Genomic DNA, 26,718 nt, shown 5'->3' on the forward strand with positions numbered 1-26,718 from the left:
TTTTCCGCCTATACACTTATAATTTGCCATAATTTAACATTGGGGAGCAATTGGAACCTTATAGTGAACGAGTACTCCAAACCAAATGACATTGATAAGGTTTTTGCTATTTTTAGACTAAAAGCCTGTTATGCGATTGATTCCGTTTCTTTTTGTATTGACCTTCGGCATTCAAGGAATGTTCTTGAACCCTCAGAGCACACAGATTCAAAATGCGGAGATTCGTTTTGAGTTTGTCTCCAAAGGAGTGAAGGGCACCATTGCAGGATTTGAATCCGAATCTTCAATTGATCGGGAACATCCTGAAAATTCTGTTTTTAAGGGCAGGGTACAATCCAAAACCCTGGATACCAATAATGGTCTACGGAACTGGTCTTTGAGGAGCGGCAAGTACTTTGATGCGAAAGACCATCCCTATATTACTTTTAAAAGCACCAAAGTCACTCAGGATGGAAATCAATGGGTGGTAATGGGTAATCTTAGTATTAAATCCACTACTAAATCAGTATCTATAATTTTCAAAGAGGAGGGAAAAAAGCTAGTAGGAACATTTTCGATGTATTCTATAGATTATGGGATAAAAATCAAAAAGCAACGGGAGGATAATTTGGTGAAAGTGAGGATGGAGTTCGATTTGGATTAGATTTTAGATTAGAGACTTGAGAGCCAAGAAACAAGACACAAGACTTAGTCCTTATGAAATTGAACTTGATGTTTGAACTTTTCTTTGGATAATTGGATTGTTGGACGATTCGATTTTTGGAAATAGGACTTAGAGCCACAGACCAAAGACTTGAGACTAAAGACTAATTTCCCTTTCGATATAGAGCATGATAAATTTTCCCTACCAGCCAATTCCCAAGCGGGAAATAGAGCGCAAAGAACAGCGCCATTCCCAAACTAAAATTGCGAATGTTGAAAAGCTGATCCAAAATATTATCGGGATAGGCATATGAAGTTTGAAGTGCATACCCGCTAAATTCCAGCAGCCCCATGGCGACAAGACCGTAGGCGTATTGCATGTGAAATGGAAGCCCACGAAGGATCAATGAAACAGGAACCATATACAAAATATAGCAAGTGATTACCTGCCACCAATACGTAAACTTGGCAATTTGAACCTGCTCCCCAAACCAGTCCATACCCATGCCCCATGTGAAGTAGACCATACAGTACGTGAGCAGCAATCGCTTATCCACATTTACTTTTTGCAAGATAAAATTCCAGAACTCCTTCATCTTATTTGGCTTCTAATTTGGTTTGAATAATGCGTTGTGCATCGGCCATGGTCTGCATTCCGTCCATATCCTCATTTTCCAATATAATGTCAAAGACATCCTCCACATCCAACACAATGTCCACCAGATTGGCAGAGTTGATGTTCAGCTCGTCCAAAAAATTACTTTCCATTTGAATTGCTTCCGAAGAAACATCGTCTGGAAGATAATTGCTCACAATTTTCTTAAGTTTTACAAAGTGTTCCTTTTCCATAAACATTAATTAGTGTGGGATTTAAAAATAACACAGGCATTGACATCCCCAAAACCAAAACTGGCTTTTGCAATAATTTTCGGTTTTACATCCAAGCTTTCTTGCGGAATCCTTGAAGGATCCACAATCTTTTCAATTTCTGGATGTAGATCCTCACAATTCTGGTTTCCAAAAACTTGCCCTGACTCAAATTGGAGCAAACTACCCACGCATTCTATACTCCCAGCCGCGGCCAAACAGTGTCCAAACAGCCCCTTAAAAGAGTTTACATAGGGAAAATCCTTGCCACTTCTTCCCAAGGCTCTACTCCAGTTTTGGATTTCCAATGAATCTTTGGTTGTGGCGGTCAAGTGTCCGTTGATAACATCTATCTGATCAGAGTTTATTCCTGCCTCCTGCACGGCTGAACGAATACATCTAATTACCGCTTCGCTATTGGGAGCCGTCATGGTTCCCCCATTTCGTTGGCCGCCACTGTTAATGGAACCGCCCAAAAGTTCCCCATAAATTTTGGCACCTCTAGCATTGGCGCTTTCCAAGGACTCCAAAACCAGCGCCCCTGCCCCACTCCCTGGTACAAATCCGCTGGCTGTGGCACTCATGGGCCTACTTGCTTTTTTTGGGTTATCGTTGTAGTTTCTGGGTAAGATTCGCATGGCATCAAATCCGCCCCAAACGTAGGGACCGCTATCACTACAACTCCCCACCAACATTCGCTTAGCTTTTTTGGTTTTTATTCGTTCATAACCCATAAGAATGGCCTCGGTTCCAGTGGTACAAGCCGAGGAATTGGTGGTCACTTGATTTCCGCATCCCAACATTCCACCCAAATAGGCACTTATTCCGCTTGCCATGGTCTGGATGACCGATGTACTCCCCAAACGTCTTACGTTACCCTCATCCACCTGGTAAATGGCTTCTCGAAACTTATCCACTCCCAAAATTCCAGTGCCGAAAATAATCCCACTGTCCCAGTCCGGCGTTTCGATATCAGCTGATAAACCAGCATCTTGCCATGCATCTTTCCCTGCCTTAACCCCATAAATTACACCAGAGGCATTTAATCCCTTAAGTTGAATATTGGTAAAGTAATTATTTAGATTAACACTTTCAATATTCGGTTTTCCAGCAATTTGACATGAAAATTTTAATTTTTCCAGTTCAGGACGAAAACTGATACCACTCTTGCGTTGCCGCAGCGCATTTCCAAACGCTGCAAGTCCAATTCCATTGGGTGCACAAACTCCCATTCCTGTGACCACTACCCTAACTGCCATGCTCCCCCGTTTTAAACATCCCCGCCAAGGTTCCCTTGCAAACCATTTCTTCGTTAGCATTGAACATCCGAACCTGACATTTGAGCTTGTTAAACCGGAAATACTCTTTTTTCGAAGTTACCCTGACTGTTTCTCCGGGAAAAACAGGCAACAAAAATTCCATTTCCGAGCTTGTAAAGGCCACTTGTAATGATTTGAATCCGCCATCCACATGTTCTTGACCCAAAAGATGAATTCCCAAACAAACCAAGCCTATTTGTGCGCAGCATTCCGTTAGGATAACCCCAGGAGTAACCGGATTACTTTTAAAATGCCCCTGATAGAAGTAGGAGTCAGGTTTAAAAAGGTAGCTTCCTTCCGCTCCATCCAAATCTACATGTTGAAGCTCATCCACAAAATGAAAAGGTTGGGTATACGGAAGATGGTCTATAATTTCTTGATAGGTCATAACTATTGCAAACTTTCACCGCCATCAACCTTGATAACAGTTCCCGTAATCCACTGAGCCTCATCCATTGTCAACAGATAGGCCACATTGGCCACATCTTTGGGAGTGGTCAACCTTTGGTTTGGGTTTCTTCGTATGGATGTTTGGATTAATTTTTCACTATTGGGAATCAACCTTAAGGAAGGAGTATCTGTTACTCCAGCTTGGATGCAGTTCGCTTTCATCCCAAATGGAGCAAACTCCAAAGCAATATTACGGGTTATGGCCTCCAAGGCCGCCTTAGCGGCACCTACCGCCGCATAGTTTTTCAAAGCCTTGGTACTACCTTCACTTGTAAAGGCAATCACCCTAACATCTTGATCAAAAAGCTGGCTTTGGTGCAAAACCTTCACCCAGTCATACAGGCTTATGGCCATGGCATCCATGGTTAATTGAAAATCGCTACTGGACAATGCACCCTCCTTGGCATCCCACATAGGTTTTACATTACCCTTGGCAATGCTATGTACCAAGACCGAAATTTTGATAGCTCCCAACAGGGATTTTATTTCTTCCACTATCTCCTTCCGACTGGTAGCATCAACAGCATCCTTGTTAAAACTATGGACAATGGCTCCACTGGATTCCATCAATTGGAACTCCTCTTGAATGGAAGGCAAATTGGCTCTTCTATCCCTATGGATCAGGATTAGGTTGAACCCTTCACTGGCCAATTTTTGGGCCGTGGCCAATCCCAAACCACTACTCCCCCCAAGAATTAAAGCCCATTTCGCGGAATCTCCCATTTATCTTTGTTTACCATTCCAACAACACCCTTTGTGCCGAAAATCCAGGCCCAAAACTTAGTATCAATCCTTGCTCTCCGGCTCCCAACTCCTTTTTCAGAAATCGTTCAAGAACATAGAGGACAGTTACGCTGCTCATATTCCCATAACTTTTCAGTACTTCCCTGGTATCGTCGATATTCTTCCCCAATTTACCAAACAATTCTTCCACCGTACTCACTATTTTTTTTCCTCCCGGATGAAAAATCAGATGATTGACCTTGTCCAAGCTTGAATTGAATTTGGCCAAGAACGGATGGATGATACTTGGAAAGTGCTCCGCTATCACTTCGGGAACAGCAGGGTCCAAAATCATTTTTAAGCCTGTATTGGTCAAATCAAAGCCCATCAAATGTGTGGCATTGCTGAAATGATACATTTCTTCTCCCAAAATTTTGGGGCCAGCCCCCTCTTTTTCAGCAGAAAGCAATACACAAGAAGCCCCATCACCAAAAATGGCAGCGCTGACCATGTTTGCCATGGAAAAATCATCCAGCTGAAAAGTGGCCGTCGGACTCTCAACAGCAATCACCGCAGCCCGTTTGCCTGGGTTTGACCGAAGAAAGTTGGCCGCATAAATAAGCCCGGAAACACCCGCAGCACATCCCATTTCAGTAACGGGAAGACGAACGATATCCTGTCTTAATCCCAGGGCATTGACCAGATACGCATCCAATGACGGAATCATGATTCCCGTGCAGCTTACGGTAATAATAAAATCCAGTGATTCGGGGTTCCAAGCTAGCTTGGTAAGCGCTTTTTGAAGCACTTTTTCTCCCAATTCCTTGACCTCCCGTACATAAATCTCATTTTTCTCCTCAAAGGAGGTTGCCGTAAAAACCTCTTCAATATCCATTATTCCATATCGACAATCAACCCCTGCACCTTCAAAAATCTTGACCACCTTTCTTCTAAACCGTTCTTCTTGGCTGCCCAGCCATTGATCCACAAAGGGGATTATGTCCAAGGTATCCCGACTATACTTGGGCAACTGTTTTGATACTCCAGAAATTCGTACTTCCGCCATTATTCAGTATGTCGATTGAAATCCATGACCCATACATATCGAAATGCCCATTTCCATCGAATCTTGTGCGAAACATTCGGTATTTTTTTAGCTAATCCCAATAGTTCTGCTTTCCTAAAACCTTTGCTTATGGAAACCAAACCATCATGCTTAGCCACATGGGTTCTCAAAAAAATGGAGCTGAACATCTTGAACAGCATATAGGATATTTTGCTTCTTTGAAGGTCATTAATCACCACACCAACTCTTGCCAAGGCTACAAACCTGTTCAGGAAGGCCTCAATCCGTTCCTCTTCAAAATGATGCATGGTCAAGGTATTGATCAATATGTCACATTCAAAGTCCGAATCTGCCTTTAATATGTCCACTTTATGGAATGCAACATGGGGTAAACCCTTGCATTTTTCTCGAGCTATGGCTAAAACATCATCCCTTAAATCAATTCCCTTCATTCTATGGGAAACCCCTTTTTTACTAAGGAAATGGGATAATTTGAACAGCATATTGCCATCTCCACACCCCATATCCAGAATCGTATACGATTTAGTGGGGTCGTTTTTGACCAATTCCCAAACACCTTGGAGCGTAATGGACTCACCACCCAACCATTTATTGCAAAAATTGATGTCCTTATACGCATTTTGGAGCAGCCGAAATTGCATGTTGGGGTCATCCATCAGCTCATCCATCCTACTTCTTACCGTTAAATCCATCAACTTAAAATTGGATTACCATGAGTTCTTTTAATTAGGGTTTGCAGCATTGGTTTGGAGTTGGCTATGGATTGCATTCCAAAATTAAACCATCCGGTATGCAACATTATTCTTTGTAGTTGCCCTCCAAGCCAAATTCTTTTTTTGAAGTGTTTGTCCCATTGTTTTTGATACGCATTTTCCATCTCATTTCTATCGATGATTTGATCTTTAAGAAAATACACAACCTGCTCTGAAGCCATTTTAGCAGCATGTACGGCCATGGCCATACCATTTCCACACAACGGATGGATCATTCCTGCCGAATCTCCACACATCAGCATATGATCAGCAATCGACAGTTTCTTCCCGAAGGAAATCTGTGCAATACTCAAAGGCTGATCAAAAATCGGTCTGGCATTTTCCAAAAATTGCTTCAAATATGGATTTCTGCTCAGCACCTGACGGTTGAATTCATGGATATCCCCCACCCTTTTGAAGCTGTCGTACCGAACCAGATAACATAGATTCAGCACACCTTCCTCTACCTGCGATAAACCAGCGTACCCACCTTGAAAATTATGGAGGGAAACAAGGTTTTTGGGATGCCCATCGTAATGATAATGGCATTTTACCCCTAGCCATGGGGATTTTTGATGCCTGCTCTTCAATTGAAATCTTTCATCCAAATTGGAGCGCTTGCCAAAGGCTCCCAGAACCACTTTGGCCTTTATCATAGACTTTGATGCCAATGAAACTTCAAATTCACCCCCTTGAAAGTCCACCGCGGTAACCGTAGAGAACACAAACTCCACTTTGTTTCTCATGGCCAATTGATACAATTGATTATCCAGGGTGTATCTGCTCACTCCGAATCCGCCTAGTGGTAATTTCACGGAAATTGCCTTTCCTTGTTGCGTAGTCAGTTGAAGGGTGTTGATTTCTGGGAGGGATAAAGTAGTAAAATTCATTCCCAATTGTTCTAGATAGGGTTTCACCTCATTGGAGACATATTCCCCACAGACCTTGTGTCTGGGATAGGTCTTTTTCTCCACCACGACCACCTGAATTCCCTTGGAAGCCAAGTCCACTGCTGCGGTCAATCCAGCCACACCTCCTCCAATGATAAGCACGTCCGCGTTCTTCACCTTATGAAGATAGGTTTTTTGCAAAAAAAATCCCGACCATTGGCCGGGATTCAAATTATTTAGGCAAGAATACTAGTTCTTGGTGCTTTCGTAAGCTTCTTCCTTGAGTTCCTCACTAGCCATGATGGCCAATTCCACTCTACGATTTTTGGCTTTGCCTTCAGCAGTTTCATTGCTTTCACGAGGCTGGGTTTCCCCATACCACTTGGTGGTAAACCTACCAGAGGAGATTCCTTTGCTCACCAAATAATTGGTCACGGATTCGGCTCTTTGCTGGGATAGGTTCCAGTTGTACTCATCGCTACCCGCGCTATCTGTATGGCCTTCTACCAAAATGATGGATTTGGGATACTCCTTAAAAATACCCGCCAATTTATCCAAGGTAGTGGCAGAAGTTCCTTTCACGTCAGATTTGTTGGTATCAAAATAAACTCCAGCTTCTTCATTGAAGGTAACGTTGATTCCTTCACCCACACGTTTTACCTCGGCACCTGGAATTTCTTCCTCAATCCGTTCTGCCTGTCTGTCCATTCGGTTACCGATGTATCCACCCGCAGCTCCTCCAACAACGGCCCCGATAATGGCCCCTAAGGCAGTGTTTCCTTTTTTGCCGACATTGTTACCAATAATTCCACCAATTACTGCCCCCCCTGCAGCACCAATGGCCGCTCCTTTTTGGGTGTTGTTTGCATTTTTGACGGCATTACAGCCCACCACAAGACCAAAAGCCAAAATAATGGCGGTACTTCTAACTACTATATTTTTCATCTGATTATTTTTTTGAGAATTCATAAACTATGGTGACGAGCTCACCTTCAACCGAAACATTGGACTTAAGCACCATGGCCTGCTCGGAAAGACTGGCAATATTAAGGCGGTATCCTACCCCGCCAGAGATATCCTTTCTGTTTTCATCAATAAACTTAAACTGGAACTGGCTACTATAGTTTTGTGAAGGTTCCACGACCGACCATCTAAAAAAACGATCCCCGCCTTGACAAAGACTGCTTTGGGAGATAGTGTACCTTCCTGTACTGTTGTTGTCCCTAAAAAACCAGTCACTGCCCTCAAAGCAGATATCCTCAGCGTCGTTGAAAATGACGGATTTGAAATTACCTGTGTTGTTCTCGTACGAAATGTTGTCCAAGGTCCAGGAACCGCTAAAGAGATTTCTTTGCGTCCTTGCACTTTTGGAAACGGAGCATGACGAGAACATAAGTCCCGCCAGTGCCATAAAAATCAATGATTTTCTTACCATAAGATTAGGAGTTTAATTTTGAGTATATACGGTTGAGACACCGTATTGACTCTTTTAAGTTGTTAAAAAAATGTTAAACATATATTTCAGTAGGCATATAGTTCCAAAAGTGCTGCTTCAAATCTTTGTTTGGGCAAATATTCCTGTTCCAATGCCTTCGCAAATGGTACGGGGGTTTCCAAACTACCCGCCCGCCTTATTGGAGCGTCCAAAAACTCGAAACAGTTTTCCATGACCATGGCAGCAATGTCGCTGGCAATGCCGCCAAATAAAGTGTCTTCCTGTAAAACAATCAGTTTTGATGTCTTTTTCACCGATTCATAAATGGCATCGACATCCAGAGGTTGAAGTGTACGCAAATCTATGACATCTGCATTGATTTCTGGGTGTTTTTCCAAAATTTCCAGTGCCCAGTGCACTCCTGCCCCATAGGTGACCACGCTTAAATCCTTTCCATTCCTCAGTAAGTTAGCCTTACCAAATGGAATCGTATAGTAATCCGTGGGCACATCTGCATAAATGCTACGATAAAGGCCTTTATGCTCAAAGAACAGTACAGGATTGGGGTCATTTATGGCTGTTGCCAACAAGCCTTTGGCATCAGAAGGAAATGCAGGATAGGCCACTTTTAGTCCAGGAGTTTTGGTAAACCAGGCTTCATTGGTCTGTGAATGAAATGGGCCTGCACCTACCCCCGCCCCGCAAGGCATCCTAATCACCACATCCGCATTTTGTCCCCAACGGTAATGCACCTTGGCCAGATAGTTTACAATAGGGTTGAATCCGGAGCTAACAAAATCTGCAAATTGCATTTCCACAACGGATTTCATCCCATTGATGGACAGTCCCATGGCTGCGGACACTATTGCCGACTCACAGATGGGCGTATTTCTCACTCTTCGCTTCCCAAAGGTTTTGGTGAAGCCATCAGTAATCTTGAAAACACCTCCGTAATCTGCGATATCCTGCCCCATGATGATCAATTCATTGTACTTCTCCATGGATTGCGCCAGCCCTTGGGATACGGCATCTACAAAGCGAATGTTTTCTGTATTATCATTTTTTTCATAATGCTTATAATCAAAACTCTGATAAACATTATTTAATTCTTTAGTTGAAGTAGATTCAATCGTCGACTCATCATATGCTTTCTTAAGATTGACGTTGATTTCTTCGGCAATTTCAGCTCGATATGCCTCTATTTTCTTGTTATCCAGAAACCCTTTTTCTTTAAGAAAGTCCTCGTAATTGGCTATTGGGTCTTTTTTGGCCCATTTCTTCATCAATTTTTCCGGAACATACTTGGTTCCGCTAGCCTCCTCATGCCCTCGCATACGAAAGGTTTTGAACTCCAAGAGAATGGGTCGTGGTCTTTTACGGATAGCCTTGCACAGCTCATTCACTTTGCTGTATACCTCCAGAATATTGTTCCCATCAATTATCCTGGACTCCATTCCATAGCCTTTGGCCCGATCCACCAAATCCTTGCAGTTATATTGCTCATTGGTTGGAGTGGACAAACCATATCCGTTATTTTCGATACAGAACAGTACGGGAAGATTCCAAACGGAGGCAACATTCAAAGCCTCATGAAAATCACCTTCGCTTGTAGCTCCCTCACCTGTGAACACAGCCGTAGCACGCTTCTTACGTCTAAGCATGTCGGCCAAGGCGATGCCATCGGCCACACCCAACTGCGGTCCCAAATGGGAAATCATTCCAACTATCTTGTATTCCTGGGTTCCAAAATGAAAGCTTCTATCCCTTCCGTTTGTAAAACCACTTTTCTTTCCCTGCCATTGGGCAAAAAGTCTATGAAGTGGCACCCCTCTTGAAGTAAAGACCCCAAGATTCCTATGCATGGGCAAAATGTACTCTTCAGCATTAAGGGCTTGGGTCACCCCAACCGAAATTGCTTCCTGGCCAATTCCACTAAACCATTTGGATATTTTTCCCTGCCGTAACAACACCAACATCTTCTCCTCTATCATCCTGGGCTTCAACATTCCTTTGTATAAATCCAGTAATTTCTCCTGGGGCAAACCACCAATATGGTATCTCATAAAGTTTCAATTCAGTCGGGATAAATGTAATAAAAATGCGCACCATCGACCATGAAATATTCCCAATCGTTTCCTAATATTCCTTACTTTTGAAAATAGCTAAATTTTCATGTCATGAGTGCAATTCCAAGTGTGGACCTTTCTGATTTTATATCAGGAGATCCTTCCAGAAAACAAAAGTTTATTAAAGAAATAGGTGCCGCTTTTGAAGATATTGGATTTGTGGCCCTAAGTGGTCATTTTCTTTCGGATGAACTCGTGGAACAGCTATACGGGCAGATCAAAAAGTTCTTCCAATTGCCGCAAGAGGTCAAAGATGGCTATGAGATAGCGGGCATTGGAGGTCAAAGAGGTTATACCTCCTTTGGGAAGGAACATGCCAAAGGAAAAAAGGAAGGCGATTTAAAAGAGTTCTGGCATTTTGGACAATATGTTGAAGACAATCCAACTTTGGAAGCCGAATATCCAGACAACGTTACCGTAAGTGAACTTCCAGATTTCAATAGCACAGGAAAAGAGACCTATAAAATGTTGGAAAAAACTGCAAGGTATGTGCTTAGAGCGTTGGCGCTACACTTAGGTTTGGAAGAAAAATACTTTGACCAATGGATCAAAAATGGGAATTCGATATTAAGACCTATTCACTATCCACCTATAACCGAGGAACCCAAAAATGCCGTTAGAGCTGCAGCCCATGGAGACATCAACCTGATAACATTGCTTATGGGAGCACATGGAAAGGGTCTGCAAGTACAAAATCATCAAGGAGAATGGGTAGATGCCATTGCCAGACCCGACCAATTGATGATCAATGTGGGAGATATGCTTTCCAGGCTGACCAATAACAAGCTTAAATCCACCATACATCAGGTAGTAAATCCTCCCAAGGAACTTTGGGGGTCTTCTCGGTACTCCATTCCATTTTTTATGCATCCCGTTAGTGAAATGCCTTTAAACTGTCTTGAACATTGTGTGGATGATGATCATCCGAAGGGATTTGAGGACACCACCGCCGGTGAATATCTAAATGAAAGGCTTATTGAGCTTGGACTAGTCAAAAAATAAACATGGATTTACAGGACCAACTGAAAAACTTGTTTCCTGACCACGTTCCAGAGCAAACAGAAGCCGACAAGGAGTCCAAAGCTCCCAAATATTGGCTTCAAAAGGACCCTATTATTTGCAAATACGAAAAAAGAAAGGGAAAGCCGGTCACTATTCTGGAAGGTTACAACGGAGCAAACTCGGATTTTAAAAAATTGACCAAGGACCTCAAGTCTTTATTGGGTGTTGGGGGTAGTTTTAAGAACGAATCCATCATTATTCAAGGGGATTATAGGGATCAAATCATGGAATATCTAAAAGATCATGGATTTTCGGTAAAACGGGTTGGCGGTTAACTCTATTAGCCCAGGAATACCTGGGGCGTTTTTTATCTCATGTTAAATTTAAGCTTTGACAACCAAGGTTTTACGAAAAAAGTTTTTGAGTTCTTGGTTTAAATATTACATTTAATGCTCCTAACCGACGAAAACTAAGTTGAAAATGAAATCACTGTTGCATATTACCAACGGGGACTCTTTCACGTCAAAACTTCAAACGCTAAATCTTAAGGGGGATATTATTACATGGAGGGAAATGCTTTGCGAGGGCAAAACCCTTTGTGCTGTAGGCAGTGAATCCTTCTGGAAGACGCGTTTTGAATTTTTGAACAAGAATTACAAGGTTACCAAATCTTGGTTCGTAGAGAAAACCCTGAAGGAGTACCGCTCCCTTTGCAACCACAAGCAACAAGACCAAATTGTGCTGTGGTTTGAGTATGACCTATTCTGCCAAATTAATATGCTAGCAGTGCTTAGCTGGCTGAAGACCCACCGAAGACATGCTGAAATCTCACTAGTTTGCAGTGGAAAAGAAGATGAAACAGACAAATTATATGGTCTAAGTGAACTCAGCGACGAAAAGTTACTCGAACTGTACGAAAAAAGAACGATTTTGTCCCAGGACGACATAGAGTTCGCTGATTACGTTTGGCAATTGTACTGCAGTGACAACCCTATACGCTTGGAAAACCTCATTGCGCATAACAATTTCCAATTTGAATATCTTTCCGAAGCCTTAAAAGCCCATCTCAAACGGTTCCCTACCATTAAAAATGGTTTGAACGAGTTGGAAAACCAAGTCTTGGAGACCGTAGTTGGTGAAAAGCCCAAATCCAGAAAGGAACTTTTGAACAGTATGCTTACCAACCAAGGGTACTATGGATTCGGGGACACCCAACACAGCCGTATCATCACTTCCTTAAAACCATTGTTCACTTCTTTCAATCCAGTAAAGCTGACCAAAATGGGTAAGGACGTTTTAGCAAACAAGGCTAACTATTATTCACAACTACGTGATAATCAATTGTATTTAGGAGGTTCTTTAAAGTATAGCTTCTTATATAATTCATCTACGGACCGCATACTAAAATTGTAATATATGACATTGGGCCACTCAGAGCTCATTCTGAATCCTGATGGCAGTATTTACCATCTTAATCTTCATCCAGAAGACATTTCCAATACCATTATCACCGTAGGTGATCCTGACCGGGTACGTTCCGTTAGTAGACATTTTGAAACCCTTGAGGTCGAAAAAGGTAAAAGGGAATTTCTTGCGCATACGGGTACTTTTAGGGGAAAAAGAATTACGGTAATATCAACGGGAATTGGAACCGACAATATCGATATTGTCTTCAACGAATTGGATGCCCTGGTCAATGTAGATTTTGAGACCCGTCGCATAAAAGAGGAGCTCACCCAATTGGATTTTATACGGATTGGTACATCGGGTGCGATTCAGGAAGACATCCCCGTGGACTCTTTCTTGCTAAGCTCTTCAGCTGTCGGTTTTGACGGTTTGATGCACTTTTACAACACTGGACAAGGGAGCAATCAAGAATTGGAGCAGGAGTTAAATGATTTTTTGGGTTGGCAGCCCCATAAAATAAGCCCTTATGCCTTTGATGCAGATACTTCCCTAGCGGATACATTTGCCGAAAATCATATACGATTCGGAATAACCGCAACAAATTCAGGGTTTTATGGGCCTCAAGGAAGAAGCATTAGGCTTGAACCCCGTATCACTGATTTTAATCAGAAGCTTGCCGACTTTTCGTATCAAAATCAACGGATTACCAACCTGGAAATGGAGACAGCAGGCATCTATGGACTGTCCAAAATGCATGGACACCGTGCTATTTCCCTTAATGCCATCTTGGCCAACAGGGCCACAGGTGAATTTTCCCAAAGACCTGTACGCACTGTAAACGAACTCATTCAATTGGCACTGGAAAAACTAACCACATAACGATTGGTTTCTCTTTTGCTTAACTTTAACCACCCATTAAATTACCCGCTTAAAAAGAACCTATGAAACAGGTAAAAATCGTCGGTGTTCCAGAGCATTTTAATTTGCCTTGGCATTTGGCCATTGAAGAATCCGCCTTTGAAGATCGTGGCATTCAATTACTGTGGGAAGATGTTCCGGAAGGAACTGGTCGAATGGCTAAACTTTTGGAAAATGGCGATACGGACATGGCCATTATCCTTACCGAGGGAATTGTTAAAAGTATTTCCCAAGGCAATCCAACCAAAATTGTCCAAGAATACGTGTCCTCTCCCCTGCTCTGGGGAATCCATGTTGCAGCCAACAGCAATCGTACTTCAATTGCAGACCTAGAAAAGGACAAAGTAGCAATAAGTCGTATGGGCAGTGGAAGTCATTTGATGTCCTATGTCCACGCCCAAAGTCAAGGCTGGGATACCCAAAGCTTGGAATTTGAAATCATAAACAATTTGGATGGTGCTGTAGAGAGCTTGGTCAATGGCTCTGGAGCATACTTCATGTGGGAACATTTTACCACCAAACCCCTGGTAGATCAGGGTATCTTCAAACGATTGGGAGATTGTCCAACGCCATGGCCGTGTTTTGTGATTGCGTCCAACGCTGCATTCCTCAGCAAAAACAAGAATGTTGTTCAACACATTCTGGAAATTATAAACATTTATACATCGGAATTTAAACGGATCCCCAGCATAGACCGCACCTTGTCCAACAGATATGGGCAAAAATTGGAAGACATTAGGGAGTGGCTCTCTAAAACTACTTGGGGACAAACCCAGATAGATAGCAAAACACTGGAAAGGGTTCAGCAGCAACTCAAGGATTTGGATCTGATTCAGGACATCAAATCCAATGAACAATTTTTGCATTCATGATCAAGAAAAATGTTTCTTGATGAGCGCCTTAAAAGATATGTCAGATAACGGCTTTTGAGCCGTGTCCATGACATTGGGATTGGCCAACGCCAAAGCTGTATTTTCTTCGGTATCCAAGGCAGTTAGCATAACAATCACAATTTTGTCCTTAAAATCCGCTTCAAATTGTTGTCCATAGCCGTCCAGAAATTCCCAGCCGTTCATTACAGGCATGTTGGTGTCCAGGACAAGTAGACAGGGAAGATGATCCTCATCCAAATCAGTGGCCAAGAATTCAATAGCTTCCATGCCATTGCATGCTGTAAAGACCGGAAGGTTACCATCCAACTGCTTTAAAAAAAATCTGTTCAAAAAATTCGTGGTTTCGTCGTCATCGACAAGCAAAACCGATTTCAATCTGCGCAACGTATCAGAATTTTCGTATGGGGTTAGTTTACATATAAACGTAAGAAATTCCAACTAGTTTTAAGAAAACACTTTCAAGAAGTAATTCACCAACTTATTAACGTTTTTCCCATCTGGGCCAGTAACTTGTTGGTGCTGCTAAAGTGCTGGTTACCAAACCACAGTCCACGATTTGCGCTTAATGGGGACGGGTGTCCAGAGGTAAGTATATGATGTTTGGTCTTATCGATGAGGGAAATTTTCTTTTTGGCAAAGCCTCCCCAAAGCAAAAACACTACCCCCTCCATTTGCGAGGAAATGGTTTTGATCACGGCATCGGTGAATTTTTCCCAACCCTTATTTTGATGGCTTCCTGCCTGATGGGCCCGTACAGTAAGGGTGGCATTCAGCAATAGCACTCCCTGTTGCGCCCAACGCTCCAAATTACCGCTTTGCGGATAGGGCTTTTCAACATCGGTTTTTATTTCTTTAAAAATATTGACCAAAGATGGTGGGTGGGGAATGCCATCTTTAACGGAAAAACAGAGTCCATTGGCTTGATTTGGACCATGGTAAGGGTCCTGACCAATAACCACAACCTTGGTTTCGTAAAATGGGCAATGGTCAAAAGCGGCAAATATGTCTTTGCCCTTGGGATAGCAGGTATACTGTTGGTATTCTCCTTTTACAAATTGAACCAGTTGATCAAAATAGGTCTGGTCAAATTCAGATTGCAATTGCTTCTTCCAGCTTGGTTCAATATTTACCTCCATTTAATTTTTTGCATTTCCGACGATAAAACTAAAAATAATATCTTTCTACCCCACTAATTAATTATTCAGACTTATGGGCCAAACCAAAAAAAGGAAATTCCCTACCGCGCATACCGTTTTGCTCATAATAGCAGCCTTTGTTGCCCTCCTGACATGGTTGGTGCCAGCTGGACAATACGACCGTCTAACCTACTCAGCAGATACTGATAATTTTCTAAGAACTACTGAAGAAAGTCAAACCACACTGCCTGCTACCCAGAAAACTTTGGACGAACTAACTGTTAAAATTCCCATTGAAAAGTTCAGGGAAGGTGCCATTTCAAAACCTATTAGCATTCCAGGTACCTATAAAAAGCTAAAAGGCCATCCACAGGGTTTGGTTAATTTAATTAAAGCACCACTAAGAGGTATTTCCGATTCCATTCAGATTATTTTGCTGGTGCTAATCATTGGAGGTTTAATTAGCATAGTCAATGCCACAAGGGCCTTTGAATCAGGAATAGCCTGGCTGGCCCTTAAATTGAAGGGAAGGGAGTTTATCCTTATTATCATGGTGACTTTGCTAGTTGCTTTGGGCGGAACCACTTTCGGTCTGGAAGAAGAGACCATCGCCTTCTACCCTATTTTGATTCCCATTTTTTTGGCAGCCCGATACGATGCATTGGTTTGCATTGCCTCCATTTATATAGGTTCCTCCATTGGAACCTTGGCTTCTACCATAAATCCCTTTAGCACCATTATTGCCTCGGATGCCGCTGGTATCAATTGGACCGAAGACTTACGGATAGATTAATTATGCTGACCCTTGGACTGGTACTTTGCATTCTCTATATCACGCGGTATGCCCAAAAAGTAAAAAGGAACCCATCACATTCCCTGATTTACGATCAGCGCGATGAAATAGAACAAATTTATCCCACCATAAATACTAACGCGATTACCCCGCTTACACTTAAATTAAGACTGGTGCTTCTCATTTTTGCCAGTTGTTTTTTTGTGATGGTCTATGGGGTCTCCCAATTGGAATGGTGGTTTTTGGAAATGACGTCGGTCTTTTTGGCTGCTGCACTACTTATTGGCGTAATCGCAAGGTTGAATGAAAAACAGTTTGTCACGGAATTCATGAACGGCGCCAAAGACCTTTTGAGTGTTGCCTTTATTATTGGCATTGCACGGGGAATTACCGTGCTGATGGAAGATGGACAAATTAGTGATACGCTCTTGTTTTATGCAAGTCAGTTCACCTCAACTATGCCGCAGGGATTGTTTATCAATGTAGCTTTTTTAATGTATACAGGGCTTACCTTCTTTATCCCATCCTCGTCCGGAATGGCAGTTTTGACCATGCCCATTATGGCTCCTTTGGCCGACAGTGTAGGAATTGGGCGGGAACTCATGGTAAGCGCCTATCAATATGGGGTGGGTTTATTCAAAATCATCAATCCAACAGGCATAATCCTGGCGTCTTTGGCCTTGGTCAATGTAGGATATGACAAGTGGTTAAAGTTTGCGCTACCCTTGGTATTACAGTTGGGCATCTTAGCCATGGTCATGCTCACAATTGGTGTCTATTTTTAATACCTTCGAATAAACAAATGCTATTGGTATGAAAATCTTGATCATAGGTGGGCAAGGAACCATTGGAAACAAAGTAGTATCGTATTTGTCCAATGGGGACGAGGTCCTTGTGGCGGGTAGAAACACTGGCGATATTACTGTGGATATTTCCCAAAGTGCCTCCATTGAAAGTATGTTCCAAACAATTGGAAAGCTAGATGCGATTGTGTGTATAGCCGGTGAGGCCAAATGGGACGACTTCGACGCTCTTTCCGAGGAAGACTATTATATTGGGATACGAAGCAAGCTCATGGGGCAGGTCAATTTGACCAGAATCGGACAACACTATCTCAATCCTGGAGGATCCATTACCCTTTCCACCGGTATTTTAGCAGATGACCCAGTGGTAAAAACAGCCAGTGCGGCCATGGTCAATGGAGCTATTCATAGTTTTGTACAAGCGGCAGCTTTGGAACTGCAAAATGGGATTCGCCTTAATGTAGTGTCCCTAGGACTGGTCATAGACGCCTATGAAAAGTACAAGGATTATTTCCCAGGCCATACTCCAATATCAATGGAAAAAGCTGTGAATGCCTACATCAAAAGTATCAAGGGCAAAGGATACGGAAAAGTAATTCGGGTTTATGGGTGAAAATACCGCATCGAAGATTGGTTTTACCCTGCTACTTGGATTGTTTTTAATTGCCACCGTATTTATTCCTCTAGGTTGTGGCGGTCCCAAAGCGAAAGAGCCAGAGACCGTAAAACCCAAAGTTGATATGCCCCCTTTTACAGCCCTTCCTCGAGAAGTTCCCACCCCAGCGGATAATCCCTCGAGCAAAGACAAAGAAATTCTAGGTAAGCTCCTATTTTATGATCCCATTTTGTCTGGAGGCAAAGATGTAAGCTGCGCCACCTGCCATCATCCGGAAATGGGCTATGCTGAATTCTTGGATATCTCCATTGGCCCCAATGCCCAAGGTTTGGGAAGTAGGAGAAAGTTCTTGGAGCCCAATTCCATTCCCTTTGTCAAACGGAACGCGCAAACCATACTCAACACGGCTTTTAACGGTATGCAAGGCCACCAAACCGTACAAGCTGAAAATGCACCCATGTTTTGGGACGACAGGGTTCAAAGTTTGGAAAAACAGGCTTTGGAACCCATCAAAGCATTGGAAGAAATGCGTGGCCCACACTTTACTGAGGAAGAAATCCTCGAAGTGGTGGTTAAGCGGTTACAAGGTATTCCAGAGTATCAGGAACTTTTTAAAAAGGCGTTTGGTGGGGAAAGTGCCATTTCAGTTTCCAACCTGGGTAAGGCCATTGCTGCCTTTGAGCGCACACTGGTCACCAACAACTCCCGTTTTGACCAGTATATGAATGGAGACCAATCTGCCATTTCCTTATTTGAAAAAGATGGCTTTGAACAATTTAAAAAAGTGGGCTGTGCCAATTGCCATAACGGCCCCATGTTTTCGGACTACAAATTTCATGTTCTCGGAGTTCCGGAAAACAAAAAATTGCCCCTTCCAGATCTTGGGCGGGCCGATAAGCAAGCCTTGGATAGTTTTGCCTTTAGAACCCCTTCACTGCGAAACCTTCGGTTTACAGCTCCGTATATGCACAATGGGAGCTTTATGGATCTAAGGCGGGTTTTGGAGTTTTACGAGGACATTGCCCACGGAAAAGTTCGGAATAAGAATGTACCAAAGAATAAGTTTGACCCCCTGGTTGCCGAACTTAAACTTTCCGTGAAGGAAATGAGCCAAATCATCTCCTTTTTAAACACCCTGAACGATCCAGATTTTGACAAGTCCATTCCTGAAACGGTGCCTAGTGGTCTTTCCGTTGGGGGTAATATCCAATAAAGCAATGGCATAGATGTTCCAGGGATTCCCTTTGATTGGAGGTTTGAATGGCTATCTTTGCCCCGCGAGTAATTGAACATGCAGAAAATACACCCAAAGACACTTCAAGATTTAGAGTTCCCCACTGTACTGGAGCAAATTGCAGCGCGGTGCAATACGGAATTGGGCAAATTGGAGGCCTTAGAGATTCGTCCGTTGACGGACACCGCATTCCTAAGGAACATTTTGGGGCAAACATCGGAATATCTCGCTTCTTTCTCCAATGACAACCGGATTCCCAACCACGGGTTTGACCATATCAATGGGGAGCTAAAGCTACTGGGTATTGAGAACACCACTTTAGAAATTTCGGGCTTTAGGCGAATCGCTTCCATTTGCAAAACGGTGGAACTCCATCAAAAATTTCTTAAGAAATTCAAGGAATATTATCCTTTGCTCTTTGAGTACTCCAGCCAATTGGAAGGCAATTCCCAAATTCCAGCATCTATAGATGCAGTAATCGATAAGTTTGGGGAAATAAGGGATAATGCTTCGGATGAATTAAGACATCTCCGAATCCAAATCAACGAAGTCCGGGCTAAAATCAATCAAAGTTTTGCAGCTGCTTTGGGTCGATACCAAGGGCAAGACTACTTGGATGAAATCAGGGAATCTGTTGTAGAAAACCGAAGGGTATTGGCCGTAAAGGCCATGCATCGGAAAAAAGTAAAGGGAACGGTCATGGGTACTTCCAAAACAGGGAGCATTGTCTACATTGTTCCTGAGACCACTTTGGGCCATACACGGGAACTAAACAATCTGGAATTTGAGGAAAAGGAAGAAATACAACGTATTCTAAACCAACTTACCAATGACATACGACCTTTCCAAGAGCTTTTGCGAGCTTACCAAGCATATTTAACCCATATTGATGTTACAGCTGCCAAGGCCAAGTATGCCGCGGAAATGGACGCATTGCTTCCGGAGATAAACGACAAGAAGGAATTACATCTCAAGGAAGCCTACCATCCGCTTTTGTATATGACCAATAAGCTGAAGAACGAAAAAACTTGGCCGCAAACCATTCAGCTACATAACGAAAACCGAATCATTGTAATTTCCGGACCCAATGCCGGTGGTAAAAGTATCACCCTAAAGACCATTGGACTACTTCAAGTCATGCTTCAATCAGGATTGCTAATCCCAGTTCATGAAAGAAGTTCGGTGTGCCTGTTTGACAAAATATTGACGGATATTGGCGATAACCAATCCATAGAAAATCATCTAAGTACCTATAGCTATAGACTCAAGAACATGAATCAGTTTTTGAAAAAGTGCAATGCCAAAACTTTGTTCCTGATTGATGAGTTTGGGACAGGAAGTGACCCAGAGTTGGGAGGTGCCCTTGCAGAGGCATTCCTTGAAGTATTTTACGAGCGGGAGGCCTATGGCGTTATAACTACGCACTATGCGAACCTAAAGGCCTTGGCCAATGAATTACCCCATGCCACAAATGCCAACATGCTGTTCAATTCAAAAACCCTGGAACCTACCTTTCAATTGATCTTGGGTGAAGCCGGAAGTTCTTTCACCTTTGAGGTGGCCCAAAAAAACGGGATTCCGTATAGCCTCATCAACAAGGCCAAAAAGAAGATAGAACGCGGGAAAGTGCGATTTGATGCCACTATTGCGAAACTTCAGAAAGAGCGGAGCAAAATGGCACAAACCGGCTCCAGACTCCAAGAAGAGGAAACCAAGGCAAGGGATGAGGCCGAACGTCTGGAAAAACTGAATGCCAAAATCAAATCCAAGCTGGAAAATTACCAGGAGTTGTACGACCATAACCAACGGATGATCCAGTTGGGCGATAAGGTGAACACTGCTGCCGAACGCTATTTTATAGACAACAAAAAGAGGCCGCTCATTTCCGAATTGCTTCGCATTGTGGAAACCGAGAACAGCAAGCGTAAAAAGATCACCGCAAAGCAGGCCAAGGCCAAACAGGCGGAAAAGAAACAGGTCGCCCAAGAGTTGGAAAAGAAAATCGTTAAAGTAAGGCAGGAAAAGAAGATTGAGAAGAAAAAGGCCATCCAAAAGGAAAAGAACAAACCTAGACCGGTGTTTAAAATAGGGGATCGCGTTAGAATGCAGGACGGAAAGGCAGTGGGTAGCATCGACACTTTGGAAAAAGGCAAGGCAGTTGTCAATTATGGTATGTTTACTACCCAGGTCAGTGTGGATCAGTTGGAACTTGTAGAAGCGAAAAAGTAACCCCGTGTGTCATTCCTGCGAAAGCAGGAATCTTTAGAAAGCAGGAATCTTTTTTATGGATTCCGCATCAAGTGCGGAATGACAAATGAAAACAGCCGGCATCAAGTTGTTGAACCCAACCTGAGCGGCCAGCTGCATATGGATTCTAATCGTATGCTATTCGCTTGAGCGTAAAGGTTACCTTCATATCGTCCTCAAAAGAATCGAGATAGTGGGTATACGATTTTTTGGTCTCCGGTTCGTCTGTACCCAAGTTCACGGTAGTAAAACCTATGTCCTCCAAATCTATCGACGAGCTGTCATCACCCAAATCATCAAATCCAATGGTGTTCATATCCTTTAAGTGCGCATACAAATAGACTTCGTCCTGCGCCAAATTGGGTTTGTACAATTCGATGGTTGCAGATTTGTTAACCGTATGAGGGTCACTTGGCGATACATCTTTGGCATCTCCCCAACTTTCCGACCACGACGCGGAACTTCCGGTATAGCTACTGCTTCCGCTTTTCCTAACACCGGCGGTGATCTCCCCGTAAATCTCTTTTTGGGCAAATCCGTCCACACGTGCGATTTCCTCAATCTTTACTTCATATTTAAACCATGCTTGTTCGCAATTACGAACAGGATATTCCGATGCCAGAACAACCCTTGCAACCGGCATATCTTTCTTAATGTATCTTAGCTTATAGGCCAAAAGCTTACCTGGGGAATCTTTGGAATAATTACCACCGTTGATGATATAACTGTATACCCCTGAAGGTCCAGTTATAACACCTACAGCATCTTCTGCCGAACCACCAATTACCAAAGCGTCTACCTTAGAATTGCTGATAATTTCTTCATAATCCACATCGATTCCGCCGTCTCCAGAAGACTGTCCTTGGCTAAAGGATAGTGCAAATGCTGATTTCACCTCTAAATAAGAGTAACTGGATTCTACTGTGTACAATACCATTCTACCATACATGGCCGAAGTAACAATAACAGGACTTGTGCTGTTTAAATCGGGTAATTCCGTGAAAAGGGAACCTGGGTCATCATTGGGTGGCAAGGTCATATCAATTGTGTAGTATTCTTGGAAAAACTTGACCACGTATTTGTATCTATACTCAGAGCTTGCAAAATCGAAAGAAGCGGAAACGTCTTTATTTTTGCTTCGATAATTGGCGCCCAAGGCGATATCCAAATGCTCCTCCGAATAGACCTCCTCTATGGTAAAATTCAATTCTGCAGGTGTAGCTCCGGTCACTCCCTGACCCAGTAATTCATTTATTCCATCTCGCACACCATCCAAATCAGGGTCTTCTATTTCTATTGATGGTGAACCATCGATATTCTCAAGGGAAACGGAGAGGGTAATTGGCGCTCGGCCTCCATTGATGCCAATATACTCACCCGTTGGTATGGATTCGCCTTTAAGCATGGCTCCTGGGTAGATTACATCGGTTGATGGATCCAAAGAGAGCATCTCATCAAAGCCTGGAGCAGCTTTATAATGTTTTACAACACATTCATAGTCCACATCCCGGGTAGGGTCTTCTTCGTCCAAAAGCTCTGGTGTAGCAATTTCGGCCGGTTGGGAAAAGGCTTGTAAGCTTGCCAGTTCCGAATTAATGTCAACAGGATTAACATCATCGTCATCCGTGACTACTTCGTCATCTGTAATGGGTGGATCCGTGCTGTCCTTGCTGCACGCAACAAAAATTGAAAAGGACATGCCTAAAAGGATGATTAACATTCCAACTTTTAATAGGGGGTGATTTGTTTTCATAATTTCTTGGTTTTAAGGATTCAACGCTTCGAAATTATCTGTGAAATAAGGTCAAGCCTAATTTTGGGCATGGACAAAGTATGGACAGCACCTATGGATTTGCATTAAAATGGGTATGGACAGCGTAAAAATCGAAAATGATAGATGTCCGTGTTAAGCCCAATAAAATCAATACTTGACAAGCTTTCGCAATTCAAAATCTAACAAACAAAACATGGACTTTTTATGGACAAGCAGTTTTTGATACATGGAAACCAATGTATAGGCAAGGGATATAATGGGTATATTAGAAAAGTAATCAACCTCCTATGAAAAAACGCATTTCACTTTTATTGTCAGTGCTAACCTTCCCAATTTTGGTTTTTTCCCAGCTTCAAGGACAAGAAAGAATTGATAGTTTAACCAAGGTGCTTTCAAGTTTAAAGGATGTACCTTCTAAAATTTCAGTTTTGGAACAGATTTATGAAACTGCCAGCTATTTTGATTCCGATAAGAGCAAACGTTATGCCCAGAATATAATCTCACTCTCCAAGGAAAATTCATATCCTTTAGGTATGATTATTGGAAATTTCAGTTTAGGGGGGCACTATTTCACCCTTAAAAAAATGGATTCGGCAACCCTCTACTATCAAAAAACACTTGATCTAGCATATCAATATAACCTCAAAGCTAATGTAACGGGTGCACTTTCGAACCTATCGATCATCGCTGGTGATAAAGGTAATTATCGGGAGGCCATAAGATTAATGGACTCTGTAGCAAAGATTTCACTAGATAATAAAGATTTTCTAAGGTATGGTGTTTCTATTAATAATAACGGCAATAATTACTATGAGCTTGGGCAGTACTTAAATGCTATGAATGAGTTCAAAAAGGCCCTTGAAGTATTAGATACCATTGATAGAGAAATATATAGGAGGGGCGATGTATACAGAAATATTGGCAAACTGAACTATCAGCAGAAAGATTTCGACCAGGCATTAGTAAATTTCATGAATGCCTATGAGATTTATCAAGAAGTATCAGACAATCTATATAGTGCACATGTTCTCAATGATATAGGTAATGTGTATATCTACCTTAAGGATTATGACAAGGCTATTGAATATTTTAATGATAGTTATGATATAGGTAATGAATTTAATTTTCCGACGGCTACCGCCCATGCCCTTTTCAACATCGGATTTGCCCAAAGAGAAAATGGAAACTATCAAAAAGCCCTATCATACTTCGAAAGAGGAGCTGAGATTGACACCTATGATATGTCTTCTATAAACTATGTGCTCGAACTATACCATATAGGACTCACTCATTCCCTTTTGGGCAATAATCAAGTAGCAATTGAGTATTTGGACAAGTCCGTAAAGTTGGCAGATTCTCTCAAGATTTCCAACGAACTAAAACATGCACTGGATTATAGATCCAAAGTGCACTTGAATGCCGGTAACTATAAATCTGCTTTTGAAGACTATTCCGCTTCCCAAAGGATTAAAGATAGTTTGTTCTCCATAGAGAAAACAAAAGCTATTGAAGAATTGGAGACAATCTACGAAACAGAAAAGAAGGAAGCCGAAATCGCATTACAGGAAGAGGAAATAAACACCCTGAATGAGAAAGCCAAAGTGGACAAACTTACCAAAGGACTTTATGCCGGAGGTATGGCTTCTGCCCTAGCCTTGTTTGGATTATCTGTCTTTGGGTATAGGCAACGTATTAAGAAAAATAAAATAGCAAGGGAAAAACAAGAGGAAATATACAAGCAGGAGATTGCGCACAAGAAAAAAGAACTGGCCAGCCAGACCTTGCATCTGGTGCAAAAAAACACATTTATCCAGGAGCTGAAAGAGAACCTGGAAAACCTTAAAAATTCCCCCGAGAAATTCAAAGTGGAGTTCCGACGTATTGTCATGCTACTCAAAAAACAGAATGCCTCAGACAAAGATTGGGAAGTGTTTAAATCTTATTTCTCTGAAGTCCATAACGACTTCGACCAAAAACTTAAGACACTCTACCCCGATATTTCGGAAAAAGAAATCCGGTTGGCAGCCTTTTTACGCATGAATTTGACCACTAAAGAGATTGCAGCTACGCTAAATGTACTTCCGGACAGTATACTTAAATCCAAATACCGATTAAAAAAGAAATTAGAATTGAAAAAGGAAATGGACTTAAGCAGTTTTTTAAATACCCTTTAAGAACGAATCTCTTTAATCACTTTTCATGGTTTGCACCCTGCTATTGTAGCTGACATTACTTTGTGCGCTCATAGGTCGCGATGAGGAACCACTACTTCTCATTGAATTTGGCCTTGAAGAACCGTTGGTAGTTGAAGAAGATGTTTGAACCTCCAAAACCTGAAGATTTTCCACCTCTTCCACACTTTCCGTTGTACAAGCTACAAACGAAGTAAAGACAAAAGCCATGGCCGACAAATAAAATAGTTTTTTCATTTTTGAAGTTTTTAACTGCCTGAATATATCAATTTATAAGGTTATTCTTACTAGTTTTCCGAATTTATCTGAATCTTTTTCCGTAAAATGTAATACCCGATGGTATTCTGAAGTCCATATACCGTTTAAAAAAGAAACTGGAACTGGACAAGGAAATGGATTTGACCAGTTTTTTGAATACTTTATAACTATCCACTGCTTCCTTATGGTTTCTTAATCGCCCATGAACAATACCTCTTGATTTTGAATGAAAATTAAACGAAATTCGTTCACGGCGGACATAGCTCATAAATCGGGACAAGATAGTTTTCGTTGTCTGCATGCTCTAGCAAATGAAAATTCTAACCAAGGGAAAATATTACGGAAGTCCAAATTCAGAAGTGTCCTTTAATGGGGTTTTGTTATCGCAGTATACCTACACAGGAGACAAAACGGACTGGCATTACCATGAAAACCCATACTTTATGTATGTGCTGCAAGGGAACATGAAGGATAGCAATACCAGAGTGCAAACGCTCTGCCCTTCGGGTAGCCTAATGTTCAACAATTGGCAAGAACCCCATTATGGGTCAAAACATTCCGACAAAGCCAGTGGGTTCCATCTGGAGTTTGAGGTGGATTGGCTCAAAAAAAATGGAATCCCATTGCACTTATTGGAGGGTAGCCAACTCATTGAAAATCCTCATTTACATGTTCTGTTCGCCAGATTATATCGCGAATTCTTACTTTCAGATGACTATAGTGAGGTGTCTGTTGAGGTTTTATTGCTTCAAATCTGTGAAGCTTTAGGTAACCAAAAAGAAATAAACACCCAGGACAATCCCATATGGGTAGATGGCTTAAAAGAATTACTGCATTACGACAGTTCCTCGCTCAGTCTTGATTATTTATCTTCTGAGCTAAATATCCATCCGGTACATATCTCTAGAGCGGCCTCAAAATATCTGTCCATGAGTCTTGGAGAATATATAAGACAACAGAAAATCAAAAAAGCCATCCCGCTTTTGTTGGATCCGTCCAATTCGTTGACAGCAATTACATACCTGTTAGGTTTTTCGGACCAAAGCCATTTTACCCGAACTTTTAAAACCTATATGAACAACACTCCCAGCGCTTTTCGGAAACAGATGATTTGACCCCATGTTAAATCTGTTCTATTTTGATGTCAAATTCCA

The 26,718-nt window shown here is 42.2% G+C and carries 27 protein-coding genes and 1 pseudogene; 12 read left to right on the forward strand and 16 right to left on the reverse strand.

The annotated features are described in order from the left end of the window. Positions 1-130 precede the first annotated feature (130 nt). Positions 131-643: a YceI family protein gene (locus ACOOE0_RS15130; protein WP_420399745.1), complete on the forward strand. Its 513-nt coding sequence runs from the start codon at positions 131-133 to the stop codon at positions 641-643. 163 nt (positions 644-806) lie between these two features. On the opposite strand, the gene ACOOE0_RS15135 is transcribed toward ACOOE0_RS15130, so the two are convergent. From ACOOE0_RS15135 to ACOOE0_RS15185, 11 genes are all read right to left on the reverse strand, one after another. Then, positions 807-1,238 carry a hypothetical protein gene (locus tag ACOOE0_RS15135; protein WP_420399746.1) on the reverse strand — a complete coding sequence of 144 codons (432 nt, stop codon included), beginning with the start codon at positions 1,236-1,238 and terminating at the stop codon, positions 807-809. 1 nt (position 1,239) lies between these two features. Then, a complete protein-coding gene (locus ACOOE0_RS15140; protein WP_420399747.1) occupies positions 1,240-1,491 on the reverse strand; it encodes an acyl carrier protein in 252 nt (83 codons plus the stop codon). Between the two features lie 5 nt (positions 1,492-1,496). Continuing rightward, entirely contained in the window at positions 1,497-2,768 is a 1,272-nt protein-coding gene (locus tag ACOOE0_RS15145) for a beta-ketoacyl-[acyl-carrier-protein] synthase family protein (RefSeq protein WP_420399748.1), read from the reverse strand. After that, complete coding sequence (locus ACOOE0_RS15150) at positions 2,758-3,216, reverse strand: 3-hydroxyacyl-ACP dehydratase FabZ family protein (protein WP_420399749.1); 459 nt, start codon at positions 3,214-3,216, stop codon at positions 2,758-2,760. The genes ACOOE0_RS15145 and ACOOE0_RS15150 overlap by 11 nt, the downstream gene beginning before the upstream one ends. 2 nt (positions 3,217-3,218) lie before the next feature. After that, positions 3,219-4,001, reverse strand: a complete 783-nt coding sequence (locus tag ACOOE0_RS15155) for an SDR family oxidoreductase (RefSeq protein WP_420399750.1) — start codon at positions 3,999-4,001, stop codon at positions 3,219-3,221. A gap of 10 nt (positions 4,002-4,011) precedes the next feature. Next, complete coding sequence (locus ACOOE0_RS15160; RefSeq protein WP_420399751.1) at positions 4,012-5,067, reverse strand: type III polyketide synthase; 1,056 nt, start codon at positions 5,065-5,067, stop codon at positions 4,012-4,014. Next, positions 5,067-5,780, reverse strand: coding sequence for a methyltransferase domain-containing protein (locus ACOOE0_RS15165; RefSeq protein ID WP_420399752.1), 714 nt, complete (start codon positions 5,778-5,780; stop codon positions 5,067-5,069). Before ACOOE0_RS15165 ends, ACOOE0_RS15160 begins: the two co-directional genes overlap by 1 nt. Continuing rightward, on the reverse strand, positions 5,780-6,907 hold the full coding sequence (locus tag ACOOE0_RS15170) for an NAD(P)/FAD-dependent oxidoreductase (protein ID WP_420399753.1): 1,128 nt from the start codon (positions 6,905-6,907) through the stop codon (positions 5,780-5,782). Before ACOOE0_RS15170 ends, ACOOE0_RS15165 begins: the two co-directional genes overlap by 1 nt. A 72-nt stretch (positions 6,908-6,979) precedes the next feature. Continuing rightward, entirely contained in the window at positions 6,980-7,675 is a 696-nt protein-coding gene (locus ACOOE0_RS15175) for an OmpA family protein (protein ID WP_420399754.1), read from the reverse strand. A gap of 4 nt (positions 7,676-7,679) precedes the next feature. Further along, positions 7,680-8,165 carry a lipocalin family protein gene (locus tag ACOOE0_RS15180; protein ID WP_420399755.1) on the reverse strand — a complete coding sequence of 162 codons (486 nt, stop codon included), beginning with the start codon at positions 8,163-8,165 and terminating at the stop codon, positions 7,680-7,682. An 86-nt stretch (positions 8,166-8,251) separates the two neighbouring features. Then, a complete protein-coding gene (locus tag ACOOE0_RS15185; RefSeq protein WP_420399756.1) occupies positions 8,252-10,228 on the reverse strand; it encodes an alpha-ketoacid dehydrogenase subunit alpha/beta in 1,977 nt (658 codons plus the stop codon). A gap of 114 nt (positions 10,229-10,342) precedes the next feature. Here ACOOE0_RS15185 and ACOOE0_RS15190 point away from each other — a divergent pair, with 114 nt between their 5' ends. The 5 genes from ACOOE0_RS15190 (at position 10,343) to ACOOE0_RS15210 (ending at position 14,490) form a co-directional block, all read left to right on the forward strand. Further along, a complete protein-coding gene (locus ACOOE0_RS15190; protein ID WP_420399757.1) occupies positions 10,343-11,293 on the forward strand; it encodes an isopenicillin N synthase family dioxygenase in 951 nt (316 codons plus the stop codon). 2 nt (positions 11,294-11,295) lie between these two features. Then, positions 11,296-11,628 (forward strand): translation initiation factor, encoded by a 333-nt coding sequence (locus tag ACOOE0_RS15195; protein ID WP_420399758.1) that lies wholly within the window; start codon positions 11,296-11,298, stop codon positions 11,626-11,628. 145 nt (positions 11,629-11,773) lie between these two features. Then, positions 11,774-12,706 (forward strand): DUF1835 domain-containing protein, encoded by a 933-nt coding sequence (locus ACOOE0_RS15200; protein ID WP_420399759.1) that lies wholly within the window; start codon positions 11,774-11,776, stop codon positions 12,704-12,706. Positions 12,707-12,709: 3 nt separating this feature from the next. Further along, complete coding sequence (locus tag ACOOE0_RS15205) at positions 12,710-13,579, forward strand: nucleoside phosphorylase (protein ID WP_420399760.1); 870 nt, start codon at positions 12,710-12,712, stop codon at positions 13,577-13,579. 62 nt (positions 13,580-13,641) lie between these two features. Further along, positions 13,642-14,490, forward strand: coding sequence for a substrate-binding domain-containing protein (locus ACOOE0_RS15210; protein WP_420399761.1), 849 nt, complete (start codon positions 13,642-13,644; stop codon positions 14,488-14,490). Here the strand turns inward: ACOOE0_RS15210 and ACOOE0_RS15215 are convergent, their stop codons facing one another. Beyond that, on the reverse strand, positions 14,491-14,841 hold the full coding sequence (locus ACOOE0_RS15215; RefSeq protein WP_420399762.1) for a response regulator: 351 nt from the start codon (positions 14,839-14,841) through the stop codon (positions 14,491-14,493). It abuts the gene before it with no gap. A 140-nt stretch (positions 14,842-14,981) separates the two neighbouring features. Next, a complete protein-coding gene (locus tag ACOOE0_RS15220) occupies positions 14,982-15,647 on the reverse strand; it encodes a uracil-DNA glycosylase (protein ID WP_420399763.1) in 666 nt (221 codons plus the stop codon). Between the two features lie 73 nt (positions 15,648-15,720). Here ACOOE0_RS15220 and ACOOE0_RS15225 point away from each other — a divergent pair. From ACOOE0_RS15225 to ACOOE0_RS15240, 4 genes and pseudogenes are all read left to right on the forward strand, one after another. Next, positions 15,721-17,225 (forward strand): annotated as a pseudogene (locus ACOOE0_RS15225) (YfcC family protein). A gap of 28 nt (positions 17,226-17,253) precedes the next feature. Further along, entirely contained in the window at positions 17,254-17,856 is a 603-nt protein-coding gene (locus ACOOE0_RS15230; RefSeq protein ID WP_420399764.1) for a short chain dehydrogenase, read from the forward strand. Next, positions 17,849-19,072, forward strand: a complete 1,224-nt coding sequence (locus ACOOE0_RS15235; protein WP_420399765.1) for a cytochrome-c peroxidase — start codon at positions 17,849-17,851, stop codon at positions 19,070-19,072. Before ACOOE0_RS15230 ends, ACOOE0_RS15235 begins: the two co-directional genes overlap by 8 nt. A 78-nt stretch (positions 19,073-19,150) precedes the next feature. Further along, positions 19,151-21,322 carry an endonuclease MutS2 gene (locus tag ACOOE0_RS15240; protein ID WP_420399766.1) on the forward strand — a complete coding sequence of 724 codons (2,172 nt, stop codon included), beginning with the start codon at positions 19,151-19,153 and terminating at the stop codon, positions 21,320-21,322. Positions 21,323-21,467: 145 nt separating this feature from the next. On the opposite strand, the gene ACOOE0_RS15245 is transcribed toward ACOOE0_RS15240, so the two are convergent. Beyond that, positions 21,468-23,093 carry a thiol-activated cytolysin family protein gene (locus ACOOE0_RS15245; protein ID WP_420399767.1) on the reverse strand — a complete coding sequence of 542 codons (1,626 nt, stop codon included), beginning with the start codon at positions 23,091-23,093 and terminating at the stop codon, positions 21,468-21,470. 308 nt (positions 23,094-23,401) lie between these two features. Between ACOOE0_RS15245 and ACOOE0_RS15250 the strand changes: the two genes are divergently transcribed. Further along, positions 23,402-25,288 carry a tetratricopeptide repeat protein gene (locus ACOOE0_RS15250; protein WP_420399768.1) on the forward strand — a complete coding sequence of 629 codons (1,887 nt, stop codon included), beginning with the start codon at positions 23,402-23,404 and terminating at the stop codon, positions 25,286-25,288. A gap of 12 nt (positions 25,289-25,300) precedes the next feature. On the opposite strand, the gene ACOOE0_RS15255 is transcribed toward ACOOE0_RS15250, so the two are convergent. Together ACOOE0_RS15255 and ACOOE0_RS15260 are read right to left on the reverse strand one after the other, a co-directional pair. Then, positions 25,301-25,543 carry a hypothetical protein gene (locus tag ACOOE0_RS15255; RefSeq protein WP_420399769.1) on the reverse strand — a complete coding sequence of 81 codons (243 nt, stop codon included), beginning with the start codon at positions 25,541-25,543 and terminating at the stop codon, positions 25,301-25,303. Positions 25,544-25,607: 64 nt separating this feature from the next. Next, a complete protein-coding gene (locus ACOOE0_RS15260; protein WP_420399770.1) occupies positions 25,608-25,865 on the reverse strand; it encodes a hypothetical protein in 258 nt (85 codons plus the stop codon). A gap of 10 nt (positions 25,866-25,875) precedes the next feature. On the opposite strand from ACOOE0_RS15260, the gene ACOOE0_RS15265 reads away from it, so the two are divergent. Further along, on the forward strand, positions 25,876-26,679 hold the full coding sequence (locus tag ACOOE0_RS15265; protein ID WP_420399771.1) for an AraC family transcriptional regulator: 804 nt from the start codon (positions 25,876-25,878) through the stop codon (positions 26,677-26,679). The last annotated feature ends 39 nt before the right edge of the window (positions 26,680-26,718 follow it).

Origin of the sequence: Flagellimonas sp. (genome assembly GCF_965215805.1) — a bacterium.
Classification (GTDB): Bacteria; Bacteroidota; Bacteroidia; order Flavobacteriales; family Flavobacteriaceae; genus Flagellimonas.